The sequence below is a fragment of the Gordonia sp. NPDC003425 genome, from assembly GCF_053588635.1.
Window position 1 is genome coordinate 329,338 of sequence record NZ_JBSFQI010000001.1, and the last position, 19,069, is coordinate 348,406.

13 protein-coding genes are annotated in these 19,069 nt (G+C 69.3%); 4 read left to right on the top strand and 9 right to left on the bottom strand.

Annotated features, from left to right (window positions below):
- Positions 1 to 32 precede the first annotated feature (32 nt).
- The 7 genes from ACWDTD_RS01680 to ACWDTD_RS01710 form a co-directional block, all read right to left on the bottom strand.
- Positions 33 to 338 carry a WhiB family transcriptional regulator gene (locus ACWDTD_RS01680; protein WP_449745312.1) on the bottom strand — a complete coding sequence of 102 codons (306 nt, stop codon included), beginning with the start codon at positions 336 to 338 and terminating at the stop codon, positions 33 to 35.
- A gap of 472 nt (positions 339 to 810) precedes the next feature.
- Positions 811 to 2,946, bottom strand: coding sequence for an ATP-dependent DNA helicase UvrD2 (locus tag ACWDTD_RS01685; RefSeq protein WP_449745313.1), 2,136 nt, complete (start codon positions 2,944 to 2,946; stop codon positions 811 to 813).
- Positions 2,947 to 3,016: 70 nt separating this feature from the next.
- Positions 3,017 to 3,301 carry a mycoredoxin gene (locus ACWDTD_RS01690; RefSeq protein ID WP_449745314.1) on the bottom strand — a complete coding sequence of 95 codons (285 nt, stop codon included), beginning with the start codon at positions 3,299 to 3,301 and terminating at the stop codon, positions 3,017 to 3,019.
- A 472-nt stretch (positions 3,302 to 3,773) separates the two neighbouring features.
- Positions 3,774 to 4,727 carry an NAD(+) diphosphatase gene (nudC, locus tag ACWDTD_RS01695; protein WP_449745315.1) on the bottom strand — a complete coding sequence of 318 codons (954 nt, stop codon included), beginning with the start codon at positions 4,725 to 4,727 and terminating at the stop codon, positions 3,774 to 3,776.
- A 38-nt stretch (positions 4,728 to 4,765) separates the two neighbouring features.
- A complete protein-coding gene (locus ACWDTD_RS01700) occupies positions 4,766 to 5,839 on the bottom strand; it encodes a potassium channel family protein (RefSeq protein WP_449745482.1) in 1,074 nt (357 codons plus the stop codon).
- 112 nt (positions 5,840 to 5,951) lie between these two features.
- Entirely contained in the window at positions 5,952 to 9,344 is a 3,393-nt protein-coding gene (locus ACWDTD_RS01705) for an ATP-dependent helicase (RefSeq protein WP_449745316.1), read from the bottom strand.
- On the bottom strand, positions 9,337 to 12,831 hold the full coding sequence (locus ACWDTD_RS01710) for an ATP-dependent helicase (protein ID WP_449745317.1): 3,495 nt from the start codon (positions 12,829 to 12,831) through the stop codon (positions 9,337 to 9,339). The genes ACWDTD_RS01705 and ACWDTD_RS01710 overlap by 8 nt, the downstream gene beginning before the upstream one ends.
- Positions 12,832 to 12,874: 43 nt before the next feature.
- Between ACWDTD_RS01710 and ACWDTD_RS01715 the strand changes: the two genes are divergently transcribed.
- The 4 genes from ACWDTD_RS01715 to ACWDTD_RS01730 all read left to right on the top strand — a co-directional run bounded on the left by ACWDTD_RS01715 (position 12,875) and on the right by ACWDTD_RS01730 (position 16,928).
- Positions 12,875 to 13,654, top strand: coding sequence for an alpha/beta fold hydrolase (locus ACWDTD_RS01715; RefSeq protein ID WP_449745318.1), 780 nt, complete (start codon positions 12,875 to 12,877; stop codon positions 13,652 to 13,654).
- A gap of 106 nt (positions 13,655 to 13,760) precedes the next feature.
- A complete protein-coding gene (locus ACWDTD_RS01720) occupies positions 13,761 to 14,597 on the top strand; it encodes a siderophore-interacting protein (protein WP_449745319.1) in 837 nt (278 codons plus the stop codon).
- Between the two features lie 19 nt (positions 14,598 to 14,616).
- Entirely contained in the window at positions 14,617 to 14,922 is a 306-nt protein-coding gene (locus tag ACWDTD_RS01725) for an MGMT family protein (RefSeq protein WP_449745320.1), read from the top strand.
- A 71-nt stretch (positions 14,923 to 14,993) separates the two neighbouring features.
- Positions 14,994 to 16,928 carry a Na+/H+ antiporter NhaA gene (locus tag ACWDTD_RS01730; RefSeq protein ID WP_449745321.1) on the top strand — a complete coding sequence of 645 codons (1,935 nt, stop codon included), beginning with the start codon at positions 14,994 to 14,996 and terminating at the stop codon, positions 16,926 to 16,928.
- Between the two features lie 21 nt (positions 16,929 to 16,949).
- Here the strand turns inward: ACWDTD_RS01730 and ACWDTD_RS01735 are convergent, their stop codons facing one another.
- Positions 16,950 to 17,804, bottom strand: a complete 855-nt coding sequence (locus ACWDTD_RS01735) for a TIGR02569 family protein (RefSeq protein ID WP_449745483.1) — start codon at positions 17,802 to 17,804, stop codon at positions 16,950 to 16,952.
- Between the two features lie 69 nt (positions 17,805 to 17,873).
- Entirely contained in the window at positions 17,874 to 19,049 is a 1,176-nt protein-coding gene (moeZ, locus tag ACWDTD_RS01740) for an adenylyltransferase/sulfurtransferase MoeZ (RefSeq protein WP_449745322.1), read from the bottom strand.
- Positions 19,050 to 19,069 lie beyond the last annotated feature (20 nt).

Below are 19,069 nucleotides of genomic sequence, written 5' to 3' on the forward strand. Positions count from 1 at the left end.
CGGCCACCGGAACGACCTCGACGCGTGACATGTCAGGCTGCGCTCTTGCGCGGGCGACCTCGGGGACGCTTCCGTGCGATCACCGCGCCGCGCTCGAAGATCTCGCCGCCCCACACGCCCCAGGGCTCGGCGCGGTCGAGGGCCGCGGCCAGGCACTGGGCCCGCAGCGGGCACTCGGTGCACAGTGCCTTGGCGCGTTCGAGATCACGGGGGTCTTCGGCGAACCACAGGTCGGCGTCGGATTCCTGGCAGGGCAGGCTCGTCCGGGTCACCGACGTGCGGTCCGCCGGGATACACGATTCGGTGAGGGAGAGTATGTCTGTGCATTCGACGGTCATGGGGGTTGCTCCACATCTTGTTCGAGGTTGTCGTTGGTGTCGGAGACCTCTGACCTCGACGTGATGAGAACCATTCCGTCCCGAGATGGGGATGGACGTCGATCACGAGAAAGGCCACGGGTCGCCTGTGCGATTCACCCGTGGCCGTGTGGCGTGTCGAAAACCCTCTAGCCGAGAGATTTTCGGATGTGCACGGGGAACCGCCGGGGCGCTCGCACCAGATGGAAATCGTGAGGTGCGGGCACCGTGTGCGCGGGCGCCGCTACCGCGGAGCGATCGCGGACGGGCGCGCAGGGCGCACTCGCGCCGATGCCGGTGGCAATGCTGCCGTTGGCGCCGATGATGCCGTTCACTGATCCACTCCTTCCGGTGTCGATTTCCATGTGCGAGGGCCGACGACACGCGTGGGCGTGCCGGTGACTTCCCGTGCTGACCCGAACCACACTAGGTGGTGCGCTCCGGAACGCACAACCTATTTTTGACCTGCGGTTTTGACGACATCGATCACCTCGGCGCCGTACTCGTCGAGTTTGGCCGCACCGATACCGGAGATCGACACCAGCGCAGCCGAATCGGTGGGCCGTTGCTCGGCGATCGCGAGCAGAGTCTTGTCGGAGAACACCACAAAGGCGGGTACCTTCTTCGACGCGGCGCGTTCACGTCGCCACTCCTTGAGCGCGACCAACAAGCCCTCGTCGAGATCGGACGGGCAGTCGGCGCAGCGACCCAGCAGGGTCGCGGTGGAGTCGATGAGGCGGGATCCGCACACGCGGCAGATGGGGCCGCGACGGGGTTTGCGTTTCGAGTCCGGGGCGATCCGGGACGCCGGCGAATCGTCGGGGACGATGTCGGCGAGGAAGCGCGATCTGCGCCGTGCACGACCACCCTCGTTGCGGGCCACCGCCCACGAGATGTGCAGATGCTCGCGGGCGCGGGTGATACCGACGTAGAACAGTCGCCGTTCCTCCTCGACCTGCTCGGTCGACGCCTTGATGGCCTGGCTGATGGGCAAGGAGCCCTCGGTGAGACCCACCAGGAACACCGCGTCCCATTCGAGGCCTTTGGCGGCGTGCAGCGACGACAGCGTGACGCCCTGCACCGTGGGTGGGTGCCGGGCCTGCGACCGGGCGGCGAGTTCGGCGACGAGATCGTGCAGGGTGAGTTCCGGGTTTTCGGCCACCATGTCGTCGGCGAGCCCTGACAGCGCCCGCAACGAATGCCACCGGGCGCGAGCCTGGGCGCCCGACGGCTCCTCGGCCGTCATGCCGAGCTCGGCCAGCACGGATCCGACGACGGTCGGCACGTCGACGCCGTCGCGGACTCCACGCTCTGCCGCGGCGGTCAGCTGCCGCATCGCCTGCCGCACCTCGGTGCGGGTGAAGAAGGCCTCACCGCCGCGCACCTGGTACGGGATTCCGGCTTCGGTGAGCGCTTGCTCGTGGTTCTCCGATTGGGCGTTGATCCGGTAGAGGATCGCGATCTCCGATGCTGGCACACCTTGGGCGATCAGCCGCTTGATCGCGGCCGTGACGCCCGCCGCCTCCGCGGGCTCGTCGTCGTATTCGGTGAACTCCGGTTCCGGCCCGGAGGGGCGTTGACCGACCAGTTGCAGCCGGGTTCCGGCGATGCGCCCGCGGCCGGCACCGATGACCCGGTTGGCCAGGCTCACCACCTCCGGTGTGGACCGGTAGTCGCGCTCGAGGCGGACCACCGACGCCTCGGGGAATCGTCGGCCGAAGTCCAGTAGGTAGCGGGGGGTGGCACCGGTGAAGGTGTAGATGGTCTGATTGGCGTCGCCGACCACGGTGAGATCGTCCCGGGCACCCAGCCAGGCGTTGAGCAAGCCCTGCTGCGCGGGTGTCACGTCTTGGTATTCGTCCACCACGAAGCAGCGGTAGCGGGAACGGAACTCCTCGGCCAGTCCCGCATCGGACGCGAGGATCTGGGTCATGTAGATCAGCAGATCGTCGAAGTCGAGGAGACGATCACCGTCGGGTGAGACCTTTGCGTCCTCGTAGGCGGCGTAGACCCGCGCCACCTGCTCGGGCGGTGCGGGAGTGTCGCGCAGGGCCCGGGTGACCGCATCGGCGTAGCGTTCCGGCTCGATCAGCGACGCCTTGGCCCACTCGATTTCCGACGCCAGGTCGCGCACGGTGTCGGTGGAGGTGTCGAGACCTCCACGACGCGCGGCGCGCGAGACCACCGGGAACTTGTTGTCGAGCAGTTCCCATTGCAGCGTGCCGAACGCCCGGGGCCAGAAGTAGCGCAGCTGACGCATCGCCGCCGCGTGGAACGTCTGTGCGGCCACGCCGGGACCCTCGCCCCCGCCGACCCCGAGCGAGCGTAGTCGCGACCGCATCTCGCCGGCCGCGCGCGCGGTGAAGGTCACCGACAGCACCTGACCGGGATTCACCTGGCCGCCGTCGATCAGATACGCGATGCGACGCGTGATGGTGCGGGTCTTACCGGTGCCCGCACCGGCAAGCACACACACCGGGCCGCGCGGCGCGGTGACCGCGGCACGCTGTTGGGGATCGAGGCCGTCGAGAATCGACCGATCGCGGCGCGAGCGGGTACTGGTTGGCGGAGATTCGGGCACGGGTTCCACTATCGCACCCGCCTCCGACGCTGTTCGTCCGCCGCGGGCGGTCTGTGGATGACCCGGGATGACCGGCTGATCAGACGCCCAGCTTGGCCTTGACGTCGGCGATCGACGGATTGGTGGCGGTGGTGCCGTCGGCGTAGCGGACCGTGGGTACCACGTGATTGCCGCCGTTCACACTGCCGACGAACTCGGCCGCGTCCGGGTTGAGTTCGATGTCGACCTCCTGCCAGGTGACGCCGAGGCTGCGCAGACCGGTCTTCAGGCGGCTGCAGTACCCGCACCAGCTCGTGGTGTACATCGTCAGCTCACCGGAGTCGGACACACGGCCCGAAGCGTCGTCGTCGATCACATTGCTCATGGGTGCTGTAACAACGAGGGGCCGGTCGGTGTTCCGAACCAGTGCTGATGGAGCTCCCACGCTGGTCGAGCCCCCACCGCTGATCGAGCCGCCACCGCTGATCGAGCCGCCACCGCTGATCGAGCCCCCACCGCTGGCCGAGCCCCCACCGCTGGTCGAGCCGCCACCGCTGGTCGAGCTGCCACCGCTGGTTGAGCTGCCACCGCTGGTTGAGCTTGTCGAAACCACTCGAACGCGAATACAACTGGGACGTTTACGCGCGGCAACGACAATTATTGTCGTCGCCTCGCACAGCCGTCCCATCTGTGTCACCACCGACGGGGCGGGAGTGATCTCGACAAGCTCGATCAGCGGCGGGGCAGGCTCGATCAGCGGCGGGGCAGGCTCGATCAGCGGCGGGCAGGCTCGATCGGCGGCAAGGCACGCTCGACCGGGATCTGGGCACGCTCGACCCGGATCTGGGCACGCTCGACTACGAAGTGGGCACGCTCGACTCGAGAGGCCCGCGAGCCCAGGCGGTGATCAGGGCGTGCGCGATCGAGATCGATCCCGGCAACAACAAGCGCGGAGGCGGTCCGTCGTGATCAACGGGGGTCACGCGACGCACCCATTCGTTGCCGCGATCGAGGGCCTCGCGCACCTCGTCGCGATGGAACCACTGCGCATCGCCGATCTCGCCGTCGAGAAACCGTAGCGGTTCGTCGGGATCGCCGATCGCGGAGAATCCGAGCATCAGGGACCGCGGGAAGGGCCACGGCTGACTGCCGAGGTAGCGCGCATCACGCACGGTGATGCCGACTTCCTCGTGCACCTCACGGATCACGCACTGCTCCAACGATTCTCCGGGCTCGACGAAGCCGGCGAGAGTGGAATACCAGCGTTCGGGCCACACCGCCTGGCGGCCGAGCAGGATACGGTCGGCACCGTCATGGACCACGGTGATGATGGCCGGATCGGTGCGCGGAAACTCGTCGGCGCCGGTCACGGTGTTGCGTCGCACCCAGCCTGCGCGGGCCGGCGCGGTGGGGCTGCCGTCCACGGGCGAGAAGCGGGCCGACGTGTGCCAGTTCAGTACGCCCAATGCGGTGGCGAGCAGACCGGCCTCGTCCGGATCGAGGCGGTGCGCCCCGCGACGGGGGTCCTGGGTGGGTCCGTCGGCATGGTCGGTGCGCAGTGCCCACAGGTCGGTGTCGGTATGCGCCAGGAACACCGCGTCGGCGGGCGGGTCGTCGGCCACCTCACTCGACGGCACCCAGCGCAGCGCGCCGTCGGCGGTCACCGGGTATCGGCCGGAACCGTCGATCCGCAACACCAGGGCGGTGGGCCACCCCGAACGGATGCGGTCGGGCTGATCGCGGATCTCGTCGGCACGGTCAAAGGTGGCGCGGGACAACAACGGTGGACTGTCGAACACGAACTCGGCCATGTGACACTTTCTACTCCCCGGTCGGTCCTACTCCGCGGTCAGTCGCCCGACTGCCCCTTGCGGACGTAGAGAAGCCGGTCACCGGCCTCGATCTGTTCGACCTCCATGTCGTCCACACGGTGCAGCACGCCGTTGCGGACGACGCCGAGCACGATGTCGCGGGTGTGCACGGGAGATCCGCCGGTCTCGGTGGGATCCACCTCACGTTCGGCGATGGCGTAGCCGGCATCGGGCGTCAGCAGGTCTTCGATCACCTCCACCACCGACGGCGTCATCGTGGCGATTCCCAACAACCGTCCCGCGGTCTCCGAGGACACCACCACCGAGTTGGCGCCCGATTGCCGCATCAGGTGGGTGTTCTCGGATTCGCGGATGGACGCGACGATCTTGGCGCGCGGGTTCAGTTCGCGTGCGGTGAGCGTCGCGAGGACAGCGGTGTCGTCACGGTTGGTGGCCACCACGATGCTCGCTGCGTGCGCGACACCGGCGAGCCGCAGCACGTCGGACTTGGTGGCGTCGCCACGCACGGTGACCAGTCCGTCGGATTCGGCGGCCTCGAGCACTCCTGTGTCACTGTCGACCACCACGATGTCGGCCGGCTTGATGCCGTCACCGATCATCGCGTCGACGGCGGTGCGTCCCTTGGTGCCGTAACCGATGACCACGGTGTGATTGCGCAAGTTGTTCCTCCAGCGCTGGATCTTGAGTGCCTGCCTCGACCGTTCGGTCAGCACCTCGAGCGTCGTACCGATCAACACGATCAGGAACAACACGCGCAGCGGGGTGATGATGAGCAGGTTGATAACACGGGCAGTGGGAGTCAGCGGCGCGATGTCACCGTAACCGGTGGTCGATAACGTCACCGCGGAGTAGTACAGGGCGTCGAGGAAGGACAGTGGATTGTCTTGCACGTCGCTGTAACCGTCGCGGTCGAGATACACCACGGTCGCGGTGAAGAAGAGCGCCACGATGGCGAAGATGACGCGCTTGCCGATGGCCCGACCCGGGCTCTGCTGCAGTTCGGGGATGCGGACCACACCCACCAGGGCGTAATCGGGGCCCTCGGACAAATCGGAGCCACCCCATCGGCGCCGGAACCGGCGGGCCGCCATCAGTCCGGCCGCCGGCGTCGGTTGCCGGCGCGCGGGTCGCCGGTCCACGGATGAATCACAGAGTGGAATCTAGCCCATCAAGGTGGAATCCGGGTCGATCACCGTCGCCCGGTCAGGGGGCGAGAAGCGCGGCGAGCGCAGCACGATCGGGTAGCTCGTCGGGCTCGAGGGTGAAACCCGAACGCACGTAATGGAATGCCGCACGCACGCGTTCGGCCGGTACCCCGGCGAGCTGCGCCCAGGCGAGCCGGTAGGCGGCGAGCTGGATGTCGAGCGATGCGCGTGCCGACGGTTCGGGGACCGCTCCGGTCTTCCAGTCGACCACCAGCCAGGACCCTCCCTGTTCGGCGAACACCGCGTCGATCCGACCACGGATCACGGTGGTGCCGATCACCGTTTCGAAGGGCACCTCGACCTCGCTCGGTGTCCGCGCGGCCCATCGCGACGCCAGGAACGCGTCCCGCAGCGTGTCGAGGTCGGCGTCGGGGGTGGCGGTGGAATCGGCGGCACCGGGGAGTTCGTCGATGTCGAGCAGACGGGTGGCCCCGAACCAGCGTTCCACCCAGGCGTGAAACGCGGTGCCGCGCCGCGCCGTCGGATTGGGCCGGAAGGGGGTCGGCCGACGCAGCCTGCGGGCGAATTCCCGTTCGTCGGTGTCGAGGTCGACGAGCTGACTGACCGACAGGTGCGAGGGCAGCGTGACGTCGACAACGGCCTGGTTGCCGCGCCGATGCTCGTCGAGCAGGGCCGCCGCCTCGGCCCGCCACGCGGCGACCTCCTCACCCCTGCCATCGGCGGCTCCGGCTGCGTTACCGGCGCCCATCGTGTCGGTGCTTGTGGTGTCGAACAGGGCCGGGGCCTCGCGCCTCGAGATGGCGTTGAGCACGAGATCGGCCGCAGCGGTGACCTCGGTGCGACGCGTGCCGAGCCGGTCGAATGGCCACGGTTCGAGCACCGCGCGTTCGGCGAGCGGATTGGTGGCCCCGTCGGGCGGGTGCGGGGCCATGACGTCGACCGTCATGCCCGCCGAGTCGAAGTCCGGGTCGGCGATCGATGCGGTGATGATCTCGAGGAGTTCGTCGAAGAACTCCGACCCGCCGCGGGGCTTGTCCCTCGTTTCCGACCAGTGATGCGCCGAGATCAGCAGTTCGCGGCGGGCGCGGGTGAGCGCCACATACAGCAGCCGTCGATCCTCCTCGAGCCTGCGTGCGTCGATGTCCTCCTTGTGCTCCTGCAGTGCATCGGCGAATTCCTTGCGGTCGCCGACACCGGAGATGTCGAACACCGGGAAACCCTCGCCGGTCCCGGGTTCGGCGAGGTCGCCGCGCAGCGGGCCGGGCAGTTCCTTGGCGCTGCGCAGCCAGGTGGTGTCGGCCTTGCCGCCGGGGAAGATGCCGTCGGCGAGATGCGGAATGGCCACCACGTCCCATTCCAGTCCCTTCGCGGCGTGCACGGTCAGGATCTGCACCCGCTGTTCGGCCACCTCCACCCGACCGGGTTCGAGTCCCTTCTCGATGGTCTCGGCCGCCTCCAGAAAGGCGAGCAGCCCGGGTAGGTTGGCGCCCGGACGTTCCGCATAGTGCGTGACGTACTCCGCGAACGCGTCGAGATGCTCACGGCCGCTGATGGATCCGCGCATACGGCGGGCACGGATCTGTGCCTCCACGCCGACGCCGATGGTGTTCTCGACGTCGGCCACGAGCTCGGGCAGCGGTTGCCCGATACGTCGGCGCAACGATTCGAGCTGTCCGCCCAACGCCCGGATGCGAGCGAATCCCACGTCGCTGTACGCGTCGGGCGGACCGGGGTCGACGATGGCGTCGGCGATGCCCGCGCGGTCGACCACCTCGGTCGGCAGCACCGCGTCGAGGGCGGCGTCGAGTTCTTCACGACTGGTGACCACACCGGTCGCCGCTGCCGCACCCCGGGCCGCCAGCGTGGTGGCGCGCCGCCACAGTGCCGCGATGTCGGCGGCGCCGAGCTGCCACCGCGCACCGGTCAGCAGACGCATCGCCGCGGTGCCCGCCATCGGGTCGGCCATCACGCGCAACGTCGCGACGATGTCCTCGATCTCCGGCACGTGCAGCAGCCCACCGATGCCCACGACCTCGGCGGGGATGCCTCGTGCCTCGAGTTCGGCGGCCAACGGCGCCGAATCCTCGTTGCGCCGCACCAGGATCGCCACCGTCGGCGGGTCGGTGCCGTCGCGTTCGGCATCGCGGTAGCGACGTTCCACCTGGTCGGCGAGCCAGGCACGTTCGGTGAGCACGGTGTCGGTGAGCGCGATCGCCACCGTGCCGGCGGGAGCGTCGGGCGCCGGACGCAGCACGCTCACCGGGATCCCGCGTCGCCGTAACTCGTCGGACGTCTCGTTGGCCAGGTGCAGCGTGTGTGCGGGATTGCGCCAGCTGGTCAGCAATTCCAGCCGCTGAGCCGGGCTACCGTCAGCGCGCGGGAAATCGGTGGTGAAGCGCGGCAGGTTGGCCGCCGATGCACCACGCCAGCCGTAGATCGACTGGATCGGATCGCCGACCGCGGTGACTGCGATACCCGATGCGCGGTCGGTGCCGCCGGGCCGCCGCCCGAACAGGGTGGCCAGCAGAATGCGCTGCGAGTGACCGGTGTCCTGGTACTCGTCGAGCAACACCGCGCGAAATGTCCGGCGTTCGGCGCCAGCGACCTCCGGATGCCGCTGCACCAACTGCGCGGCCAGCGACATCTGGCTGCCGAAGTCGAGGGCGGACTGCTCACGCATCGCGGCACGCAGGGCGGCGACCATCGGGATGAGTTCACGCCGTTCGTCGATGACCTCCTGGATCTTGAGCAGTTCCTTGTTGGGGTTGGCGTGCTGTCGGGGCCCCTTCGGCAGCACGTCGACCATCGACCGCAGGTCGTCGCCCCAGGCCATCAGATCATCGAGTTCGACGAGATGCTCGGCCATTTCACCGTGCAGTCGCAACACCGCCTCGGTGACCGAGGCGGGCACCTTGGTGGTGTGCAGCGGCCCGGTCCAGGTGGCGACGATGCCGAAGGCGAGCTGCCACAGTTCGGTTTCGCTCAGCAACACCGAACCCGGTTCCACCGGCAGCAGCAGACCGTAGTCGGCGATGAGCCGACCCGCGTAGGCGTGGTAGGTGCTGACCTCGGGGTCGGCGCTACGCAACCGCGACGCCAGCGACCCGTCGGGGTCCCACCCGATCAGCGCCGGCGACGCGGCAAGCGTCGACAGCCGGCGGCGGATGCGGGCACCGAGTTCGCTCGCCGCCTTGCGGGTGAACGTCAGCCCCAGGATCTCGTCGGGCGCCACGATGCCGTTGGCGACGAGCCACACCACCCGCGACGCCATCGTCTCGGTCTTACCCGCTCCCGCACCGGCAACCACCAGGACGGGCTCGGCGGGCGCTTCGATCACCGCCACCTGCTCCGGTGTGGGGTTGGGCAAACCCAGCGCCGCGGCCAGCGACGTCGCCGAGATCAGCGTTGTGCGCGTGAGTGATTCAGTCATCGATCACCGCCTTACCGGGCAGTTGCGCCGGACAGCTGGTGACCAGCGGGCAGTGCCCGCAGCCCGGGTTGGGGGTGGCGTCGAACACCGGACCGATGCTGGCGCGTGCCGCCGACCGCACCACCGTGATCCACTCGTCGAGGAGTTCCGGGGTCAACGGTTCCTGCGACCGCTCGGCGGCACCGGTGGACCGGTTCTCGGCCGAGACGTAGACGAGCCGACCGCCGCCGGGTTCCACCCGACCGTCGGATCCGGCGGGAAACCGCGACGACCCGCCATGGGCGAGTGCCACCTGATAGGCGGCGAGCTGCGCGTGCGCCTGCGCGTCGGCGTGGGAGACCGCGGCTTTCGCGGTCTTCACGTCCACCACCACGGGACGGCCCGAGTGATCGGATTCGAGGCGGTCCACCCGGCCGCGCAACCGCACCGCCGGGTCGTCTCCGTCGGCGGCCACCGTCCCGTCGATCGCGGACTCCACTCCCACCTCCCGCAGGTCATCGCGGGAAAGACGCAGCCACTCACGGAAATTGGTCAGCATGGTCTCCGCGCGGGCGAGTTCGTGCGCCGAGTACCACGCCGCCCCGGTGTCGACGCGATCCCAGATGCCGCGCAGGGCCGCGGTGACCTCGTCGGGTTCGATGTTGCCCGCAACGGCCTGCACCAGGGTGTGCACCAGGCTGCCCGCGATGGCCGGTGTGCCGTCGGCGTCACGTCCGCCGTTGCGTTCGAGCATCCAGCGCAACGCGCAGGTGGTGAGGTTCTCGATGTTCGACGGCGACAACGTGACCGGCCCGTCGTCGGGCCGCCACAGCGGAGCGTCGGTACTCGGTCCGGCCAAGCCGAACCAATCCCGGGGATGCGCACCCGGAATATCCGAATCCGCCAGCTGGGCAAGGATTTCGGCGGCGGCACGGGTGCGGTCGTCGGGTTGTGTTCCAGATGCTCCGGCGATCACCACCGACCGCAGCGTCGCAATCAGCGACGGCAACGACAGCACCCGGTCCACGCCCGGATCGAGCGGCAACACCTCGGACATCTCCGGGTCGTGCGCGCCACCGGCCGCCAGTGCCTCGGCGATCTCGGAGACGAATCGCGACGGCGACGCGTCACCGCTACCGTCCTCGACCGCGGTGACGAGCAGCCGACGTCGCGCCCGACTGCACGCCACCAGCAGCAACCGGCGCTCGTCGGCCAGCGCTCCGGCACTGCGTGCGACATGCCCGATCCCTTCCGGGTCGAGACCGTCGAGGATGTCGACGAGGTCGGCGGTGCCCAGCACGCTGCCGCGACTGCGCAGCGACGGCCACAATCCGTCGAGCACTCCGGGGACGGCCACCACGTCCCATTCGCGACCGGCGGCGGCGTGCGCGGACAGCACGGTCACCGAATCCGTTGCCGCGACCGGCGTCCGGCTGTCCCGCGGGATCTGCAACTGCCCGAGATAGTGGACGAACGCGCCCGGCCCGGCGGCGGGCAGCGTGTCGGAGAAGTCGGCGGCCGCCTCGAACATCGCCATCACCGCGTCGAGGTCGCGGTCGGCCTGCTCACCGGCGGGCCCCCCGCGCAGGGCTGCGGCCGCCCAACGCCGCTCCAATCCCGTTGCCTGCCAGGCCGACCACAACGTCTCCTCGATCCCGCGATGCGCACGATGGGTCCGTGCGGCGTCGCCGATCACGTCCAGCACCCGTCGCAACGGTTCACTCTCGGTGTCGGTCAGCGCATCGAGATATCCGCGCGCCACCTCGGGATCGAGCAGGGCACGGCGCAGGGAGGTGAGCGAATCACCCTGTGCCGCATCGGTATCGCCGGCACCGGCGGAAACCATGTCGGCTGCCGCCTTTTCGTCCGCACGCCGGATGCCGCGCCGCAGGCGCCGCATCGCAGCGGGGTCGGCGGCACCGATGGGCCCGGTGAGCGCCGTCACGGTGTCGTCGATGGTGAAATCTTCGGCATCGGGGTCGGCATCCGAACGCGCGGCGACGGCCCGCAACACGGTCATCAGCGCGATCACCGACCGCTGCCGGTGAATGGGCAGATCGGTGGTGGGGGTGGTGAGTGGCACGCCGGCCGACCGGAACGCGCGACGCAACGCGGGCAACGCGAGATGCACCGATCGCACGATCACCGCCATCTCCGACCAGGCGATCCCGTCGAAGAGATGCGCACGGCGCAGCAGGTCGGCGACCGCGGTGGCCTCCTTGGCCGCCGACGAGAAGACGCGCACCGCAGCGCCACCGGTGTCATCGCCACCGGCCCCATCATCGCCGGTCACGGCGTCGATGCGCTCCGACTGCGGGTACGGATGTGGTCGCGCCCCGGGCAACCGCGCCGCCAGGGCGCGGCCGACCACGCCGATCGCGGGATGCGACCGGAAATCGACGTCGAGAACCACGTCACGCTGGTCCCCGCGCGCGGCCAGCTCGTCGGCGAAACGCGGGCTCGCCCCGCGGAAACCGAAGATGGACTGATCGGTGTCGGCGGTGATGATCGTGGAGTCGGTGCCGGTGCCGACGAGACGGACCAGCTCGGCGGCCTGCGGATCGAGATGTTGGGCATCGTCGACGATCAGGTGGCGGATGCGGGCGCGCTCGGCGCGCAGCAGGTCGGGATCGGTCGCGAACGCCGACAGCGCGGAACCCACCAGTTCGGCGGCATCGACCGCCGGCGCCGACGCCCCGGGAGTCTCGAGTCCCACGGCGCCGCGCAACAGCATGTTCTGCTCGTACTGGGCATACGCGCGAGCCGCCGCCGTCCATTCCGGACGCTTGTGCGTGCGCCCGAGCGCGGCAAGTTCCTCGGGGCCCACACCCCTTTCGGCCGCGCGCATCATCAAGTCGCGCAACACCTGGGCGAACCCGTCGGTGCCCAGTGCCGGACGCAGATGCGTCGGCCAGTAGTCCGCGCCGTCCTCGATGTCGCCGGCCAGCAGTTCACGCAACACGACGTCCTGCTCGGAGCCGGTGATCAGCCGGGGCGGCGGGTTGCCGTGGGCGGCGGCCTGCAACCGCAGGATCGCAAAAGCGTACGAGTGGACGGTGCGCACCAGCGGTTCCCGCAGCGCGCCCGTGGCCCCGTCACCATTCACACCCCCAGCGTCACCAGCACCACTCACATCACCACCGGCCAGCACCCGGCGGGTGATCTCCTCGCGCAGTGCGACCGCCGCACGCCTGCTCGCCGCGAGCACCAGGATCGACTCCGGATCGACGCCGGGGGTGCGTAACCGCGCCACCGCGGCATCGCCGACCAGCGACGTCTTTCCCGTCCCCGGACCGCCGTGCACACGCCACGGTCGCCAACCGGGCGCGGTTCCGGTCGCGGGCACCGCACCGTCGATCACCGCCTGCGCGTCGGCGGCCCACCGTCGCACCCCGAGCCGATCGTCCGACGGCGCGACGAGATGGGCGCGCAACGCCGTGCCGCCCCGTACCGTCTTCTCGCCCCGCTGCGCACCGCCCGGTCGCGGCGCCCCCGTTCGTCGAGCCACGTGTCCATCGAATCACGCGCCGCCGACACCCTACGATCGGACGATGCCGTCGTTGCAGACCTACACCTTCGGACCCGAGGACGGCCCGGCGGTTCTCGCCCTCCACGGCCTCACCGGCCACGGCCTGCGCTGGGCGGATCTGGCCGAGAATCACCTGCCGCAGGCTCGCGTGGTCGCCCCCGATCTGCTGGGTCACGGACGCTCCCCCTGGCGTCCACCCTGGGGATTCTCCGAACACCTCGACGGTCTCGAGCAGGTGGTCACCGAGCACATTCCCGAGTCGGAATCCTTTGTCTTGCTCGCTCATTCGTTCGGCGGTGCACTGGCGGTGCGACTGGCGGAGCAAGTGGCCGGCCGGGTGCGGGGCATCGTGCTGCTCGATCCCGCACAGGGACTCGATCCCACCTTTGCGCTCGAGGTGGCCACCGACAGCCTCGACCACTGGGACTACGCCGACGCCGATGCCGCTCGCGCCGCCAAACGTCATGAGGGTTGGGGTGAGGTGCCCGCGCATCTCCTCGAGCGCGAGATCGCCGACCACCTGATACCGCGTCCGCACGGGCGGATGGGCTGGCGGATCAGCGCCCCGTCGGTGGCCACGGCGTGGAGCGAGCTGACGCGTCCGGCCGTGCTGCCCCCGCCGGGAATCCCAACCGACGTGGTGATCGCCGACCAGGTGGACCCGCCGTTCGTCCGTCCCGCGTTCATCGCCGCCTGCACCGCCGAACGCCCCGAGGTCCGGTTCCATCACGTCGACTGTGGGCACATGGTGCCGTTCCTGGCACCCGATCTCTGCGCAGACCTCGTCCGCGCCATGCTGTGACGACCCGCATGAAGCGCCGACCGGACGCGGCGGCCACCCCGAGCACTCTCCTGGATTAGGGTCGCCTAACCTCAGAGTGGAGAACCTTCCGCTCGAGAGGAGAGTCATGCCCACCACCGGTGCAGCAGGTATCCGATCGGCGCTACGGCGCCGCGCGCGGACCACCACACCGATCACCACCGCCCTCCGGGTCGACGAGATCGTTCCGGTTTCGCCGGGATTCCTGCGGGTGTCGGGCACGGTCGGCGCCGAACTCGACGGCTACCGTGCCCTGCCTGCGGATGCGTTCAAACTCGCCTTCGAACCCGATGACGCCGGTTCGCCCCGCTACCGTGCGTTCACTGTGCGTCATTTCGATCCCGAAACGCGCGGCCTGGTGTTCGACATCGCCCGCCACGACGGCGGCCTGGCACTCGACTGGCTGGCCGGGGACCCGGTGGGCAAGCAGCGGACACTGCACGGCATGAGACCCGACTGGGCCGCCGTACCGGGCGCCACACACCACCTGCTGATCGGTGACGCCACCGCGCTGCCGGCCATCGCGGCGGTTCTCGAACACCTCCCCGCCACGTCGGTCATCGACGTCGTCGTCGCCCTGGCCCATCCCGCCGACACCGACCTGCTGCCGGACCATCCCGGCGCCGAGATCACCGTGGTCGAATCGATTTCTGCGGCCGTCGACCTCGTTCCACGCACCGTCGCCACCGGTGGGCATCCCCAGACATGGGTGGCCGCGGAGGCATCGCAGGTGCGTCGCGTACGCGCACACGCGCTGTCGCAGTGGCACATCGACCGCGACGATCTGCTGGCCCGCGCCTATTGGAAACAGGGACAGTCGGCCACCGAATCCGACGACCGCGCGATGGGCACCTTCCAAGCGGCGGCCGCCCAGGGCCGCGACCTCGCCGACCCCGACCTGGTCGAGGAGATCGAACTCGCCTGAGCGGCCTTACCATCGCGGCATGGCTTCGGTGACCGACGACGACGTGGAACGGGTCCGCGTCCTGGTGGCGGCGATTCCCGCGGGCATGGTCACCACCTACGGTGACCTCGCCGCGGCGGCCGGGCTCTCCTCGGCGCGCATCGTCGGCTGGATCATGCGGACCGATTCCGCCGACCTGCCCTGGCACCGGGTGATCTCGGCGTCGGGCCGCCCGTCGACGCATCCGGCGGAACGTCAACTCGACCTGCTACGCGCCGACGGCGTACCCATCCGCGACGGCCGCGTGCTGCTGCGGGAATGCCGCTGGGTGATCGATACGCCCTGACCGGGACCGACGCGTCGGCGACGATCTCGGCGGGCGGGATGAGAATCACCCGTTTCGCGGTTTGGCAGATCATGGGGACAACCGGTCGCTACGGCACGGGCAACGAGCAGTTGGGTGCCGAGCGACCGGATACCGGGCAGTCGTTGCGGCGCGGAGGCGATACGTTGCGTTCGCTGCTGCGCAGCCAGACCACCGGCAGTGCCCTCCTGGTTGTCGCGGTGGCCGCCGCGCTGGTGTGGTCCAACGTGTTCCCCGCGTCGTACGAGACGACCTGGGCGGCAGAGCTGTCGATACGCCTGAGCGGCCACGAGGTCACCCGGTCGCTGCGCGAGTGGGTGAACAGCGGCCTGATGACGGTCTTCTTCGTCGTCGTGGGTTTGGAGGCGCGACGCGAGTTCGACCTGGGCGAACTGCGTGAACGCGCCCGATTCGTGATGCCGCTGGTGGTCGGCCTGACGGCGATGGCCCTGCCGGTCGGCATCTTCGTGGCGCTCAACACGCACTCGGGTGCCACCCATGCGTGGGCCGTCGCGATGTCCACCGACACCGCCGTCGCGCTCGGGGTACTCGGAGTGCTCGGGGACGGGATCGGGGACCGCCTGCGGGTCCATCTGGTGACGATCCTGGTGGTCGATGACCTCGCCTCGGTCCTCGTGATCGCCACGGTGTACAGCAGCTCGGTCTCCTGGCCCAATCTTCTTGTCGCAGCATCCATCTTCGCGGTGATGCTGGTCCTGGCATGGTCGGGCGTCAATCGGCTGCTGCCGTTCACCGTGCTGACGTTCGCACTGTGGGCGACGCTGTTCGGCAGCGGCGTCGACCCGATCGCCGCCGGACTGCTCGCCGGACTGCTGGCCTCGGCTTATGTGCCGCGACGCGATCGCCTCGAGAACGCAACCGCCACCTTCCGGGCCTTCCGCGAGGAACCGACGCCCGAACTGGCTCGCACCGCGACGGTTGCGGTCGCGGTCACCCAGTCGATGAACGCACGCCTGCAACGCATCTGCGTACCGTGGAGCACCTTCCTGGTGGTTCCGCTATTCGGGTTGTGCAACGCGGGAGTGCGGATCGACGGCAGCGCACTGCGCGGCGCGGCGACCTCACCGATCACCTGGGGAATCGTGATCGCGATGCTGCTCGGCAAACCACTCGGCCACCTGATCGGCACGGGGGTGGTCGCCGCGGTGAGCCGCGGACGAATCCGGTCATCGGTCGGTGGTGGCGGAGTCCTGGTCGCGGGATTCGCCGCGGCCGCGCCGTTCACCCTGTCCCTGCTGATCGCCGATGTGGCCCTGGGCGGACCGGGTCGCAGCGGTGATCGCCTCGCGGAGGCCAAGATCGGCATTCTGCTGGCGGCACTGCTGGCCACGGTGCTCACCGCGGTGGTCGGGCGGATGATTCGGCGTCTGCCCCGCGCACGTCGCGCCCGGCTACTGCTGGGTACCGCGAGCGGACTGACCGATCTCAACGATCCGGTGGACGAGGGCGACGACCACATCCGGGGCGCCGTCGACTCCGACGTCACGGTGGTCGAATACGGCGATTTCGAATGCCCGCACTGTGGGCAGGCCGAGTTCGCCGCCCGGCGCGAACTCGCCGAGGACCGCCGGGTCCGCTACGTGTGGCGACACCTGCCGCTCACCGACGTGCACCCGCACGCACAACTCGCCGCCGAGGCCGCCGAGGCCGCTGCGGCGCAGGGCGCGTTCTGGGAGATGCACGATGTGCTCCTCACCAATCAGGACGACCTGAGCATGCGTGATCTCGTCGGCTATGCACGCGAATTGGGACTCGACGTGGATCGGTTCACCGCGGAACTGACCGGTGGGGTGCACCGCGACCGGATCGACCGCGACGTCGAATCCGCCCTGCGCAGCGACGTGGCGGGCACCCCGACATTCTTCGTCAACGGCCGACGCCACTACGGCGCTTACGACTCCGACTCGGTGCGCGACGCGGTAGGGCAGGCACGCGACAAGGCGCTGGCCACGGCCGGACGCCGGTGATCGCGGCTCGGTCCGTCGGCGTCACACCATCAGGCGCACGAGATCGACAACACGGGCCAGACCCGGCAGAGCGCCGGCGGTGGACCGCGGGTGCAGGGCATGCACCGCAAGCCGGAACATGGTGGCGCGCAACATCATCTGCGGCCATTCCGGCTGGTCGGACCATCGCTGCACCAGGTCCTCGTCGGCGCCGCCCCACGCCAGCGAATCGACCACCACCACGGCAGCCGCCCACGACGCGGGCCGCCAGTACGGCACGATGTCGGTGATCCCCGGGGCGGCCGCACCGGCGAAGAGCACGGTGCCGAACAGGTCGCCGTGCACCACCTGCGACGGCAGGTCCACCGGTGTGCGCAGCGTGGCAAGCGTCTTGAGCATCGCCACGCTCTCGCGGCCGTCCTCGGTGGCGGGCTCGGGCATCGCTGCGGCCCGCGCCGAACGCAGCGGCACGTCTTCCCACGCCGCCCGGTCGGCGGCGGCGAACACGTCGACGTCGGTGTGCGGTGGTGCGGGCTGCTGCAGCAGGAAGCGGGGACGTTCGAGGTCGACGAGGGCCTCGTGCAGACGCTCGGCCACCGACACCACCTCGTCGTGCCGCGGTTCGGGTGATCCGGCGATGTAGGTGTCGGCGCGCCAGCCGGACACAACGTATCGGCCGTCGGTGGCGCGGAAGGGCCGCGCGATCCGCAGGCCCGCCACGTAGAGGTTTTCGCGCACCGACGCCGACCACGCCGCACGGGCGTGGTCGGGGACCAGGGACAGCACCACCTCGCCGACACGCCAGCCACCGACCCACGAGTCGCCCATCGCGATGGGCGGATGCGCGGTCAGCCCGAACGTGTTGAGCACGTGTTCGGGTGGCTCGACGGTAATCACAGAGGTCACAGTGCAGAGATTACCCAGCGTGGGGCCCATATCGGCGCAGCGACTCGGCCCCGAAAAGGCTCAGTACGTCGGTAGATCCTTGTCCACCTGGTTGGCCCACGCGGTCACCCCGCCCTGCAGATGCCGCGCGTCGGCGAATCCGGCGCGCTTGAGCGCGGCGAGTGCCTCCGCCGAACGGATGCCGGTCTTGCAGTAGAGCACCGTCGGACGGTCCTGCGGAATCTGTGCCAGCGCGGCGCCGGAGAGGATGTCGCCCTTGGGGATCAGGGTGGCGCCGTCGATGTGCACGATGTCCCATTCGACGGGCTCGCGGACGTCGATGAGCGCGAGTTGCTCACCCGCGTCGAGCTTGTCCTTCAGTTCGACGGGGGTCAGCGTCGATCCGGCCGCCGCGAGCGCCGCCTCGTCGGAGACGACTCCGCAGAACTCCTCGTAGTCGATGAGCCCGGTGATCGTCTCGCCCTCGGGGTCCTTGCGGATCTTGATGGTGCGGTAGGTCATGTCCAGGGCGTCGTACACCATCAGACGACCGAGCAGTGGCTCTCCGATGCCGCAGATCAGCTTGATGGCCTCGGTACCCATGATCGAACCGATCGACGCGCACAGGATGCCGAGTACACCGCCCTCGGCGCACGAGGGCACCATGCCCGGCGGCGGCGCCTGCGGGTAGAGGTCGCGGTAATTGATGCCGCGGCCGTCGGGGGCGTCCTCCCAGAACACCGACGCCTGACCTTCGAAACGGTAGATCGACCCCCACACGTACGGCTTGTGCGCCAACACCGCGGCGTCGTTGACCAGATAACGGGTCGCGAAGTTGTCGGTGCCGTCGATGATCAGGTCGTAGGCGGAGAACAGCTCGATCGCACCTTCGGGTTCGAGCCGCTCGTCGTGGATGTTGACGGTCACGTACGGGTTGATCTCCAGGATCGAGTCGCGAGCACTCTCGGCTTTCGGCCGTCCGATGTCGGACTGCCCGTGAATGACCTGGCGCTGCAGATTCGACTCGTCGACGACGTCGAATTCGACGATCCCGATGGTGCCCACCCCGGCCGCGGCGAGGTACAGCAGAGTGGGCGATCCCAGGCCGCCGGCACCGATGACGAGGACTTTCGCGTTCTTGAGCCGCTTCTGCCCTTCCATGCCGACGTCGGGGATGATCAGATGCCTGCTGTAGCGCGCGACCTCGTCGTTGGACAGTTCGGCTGCTGGCGTGACCAGCGGCGGCAAGGACGACACGTGGCGCCTCCAAGAGAGAT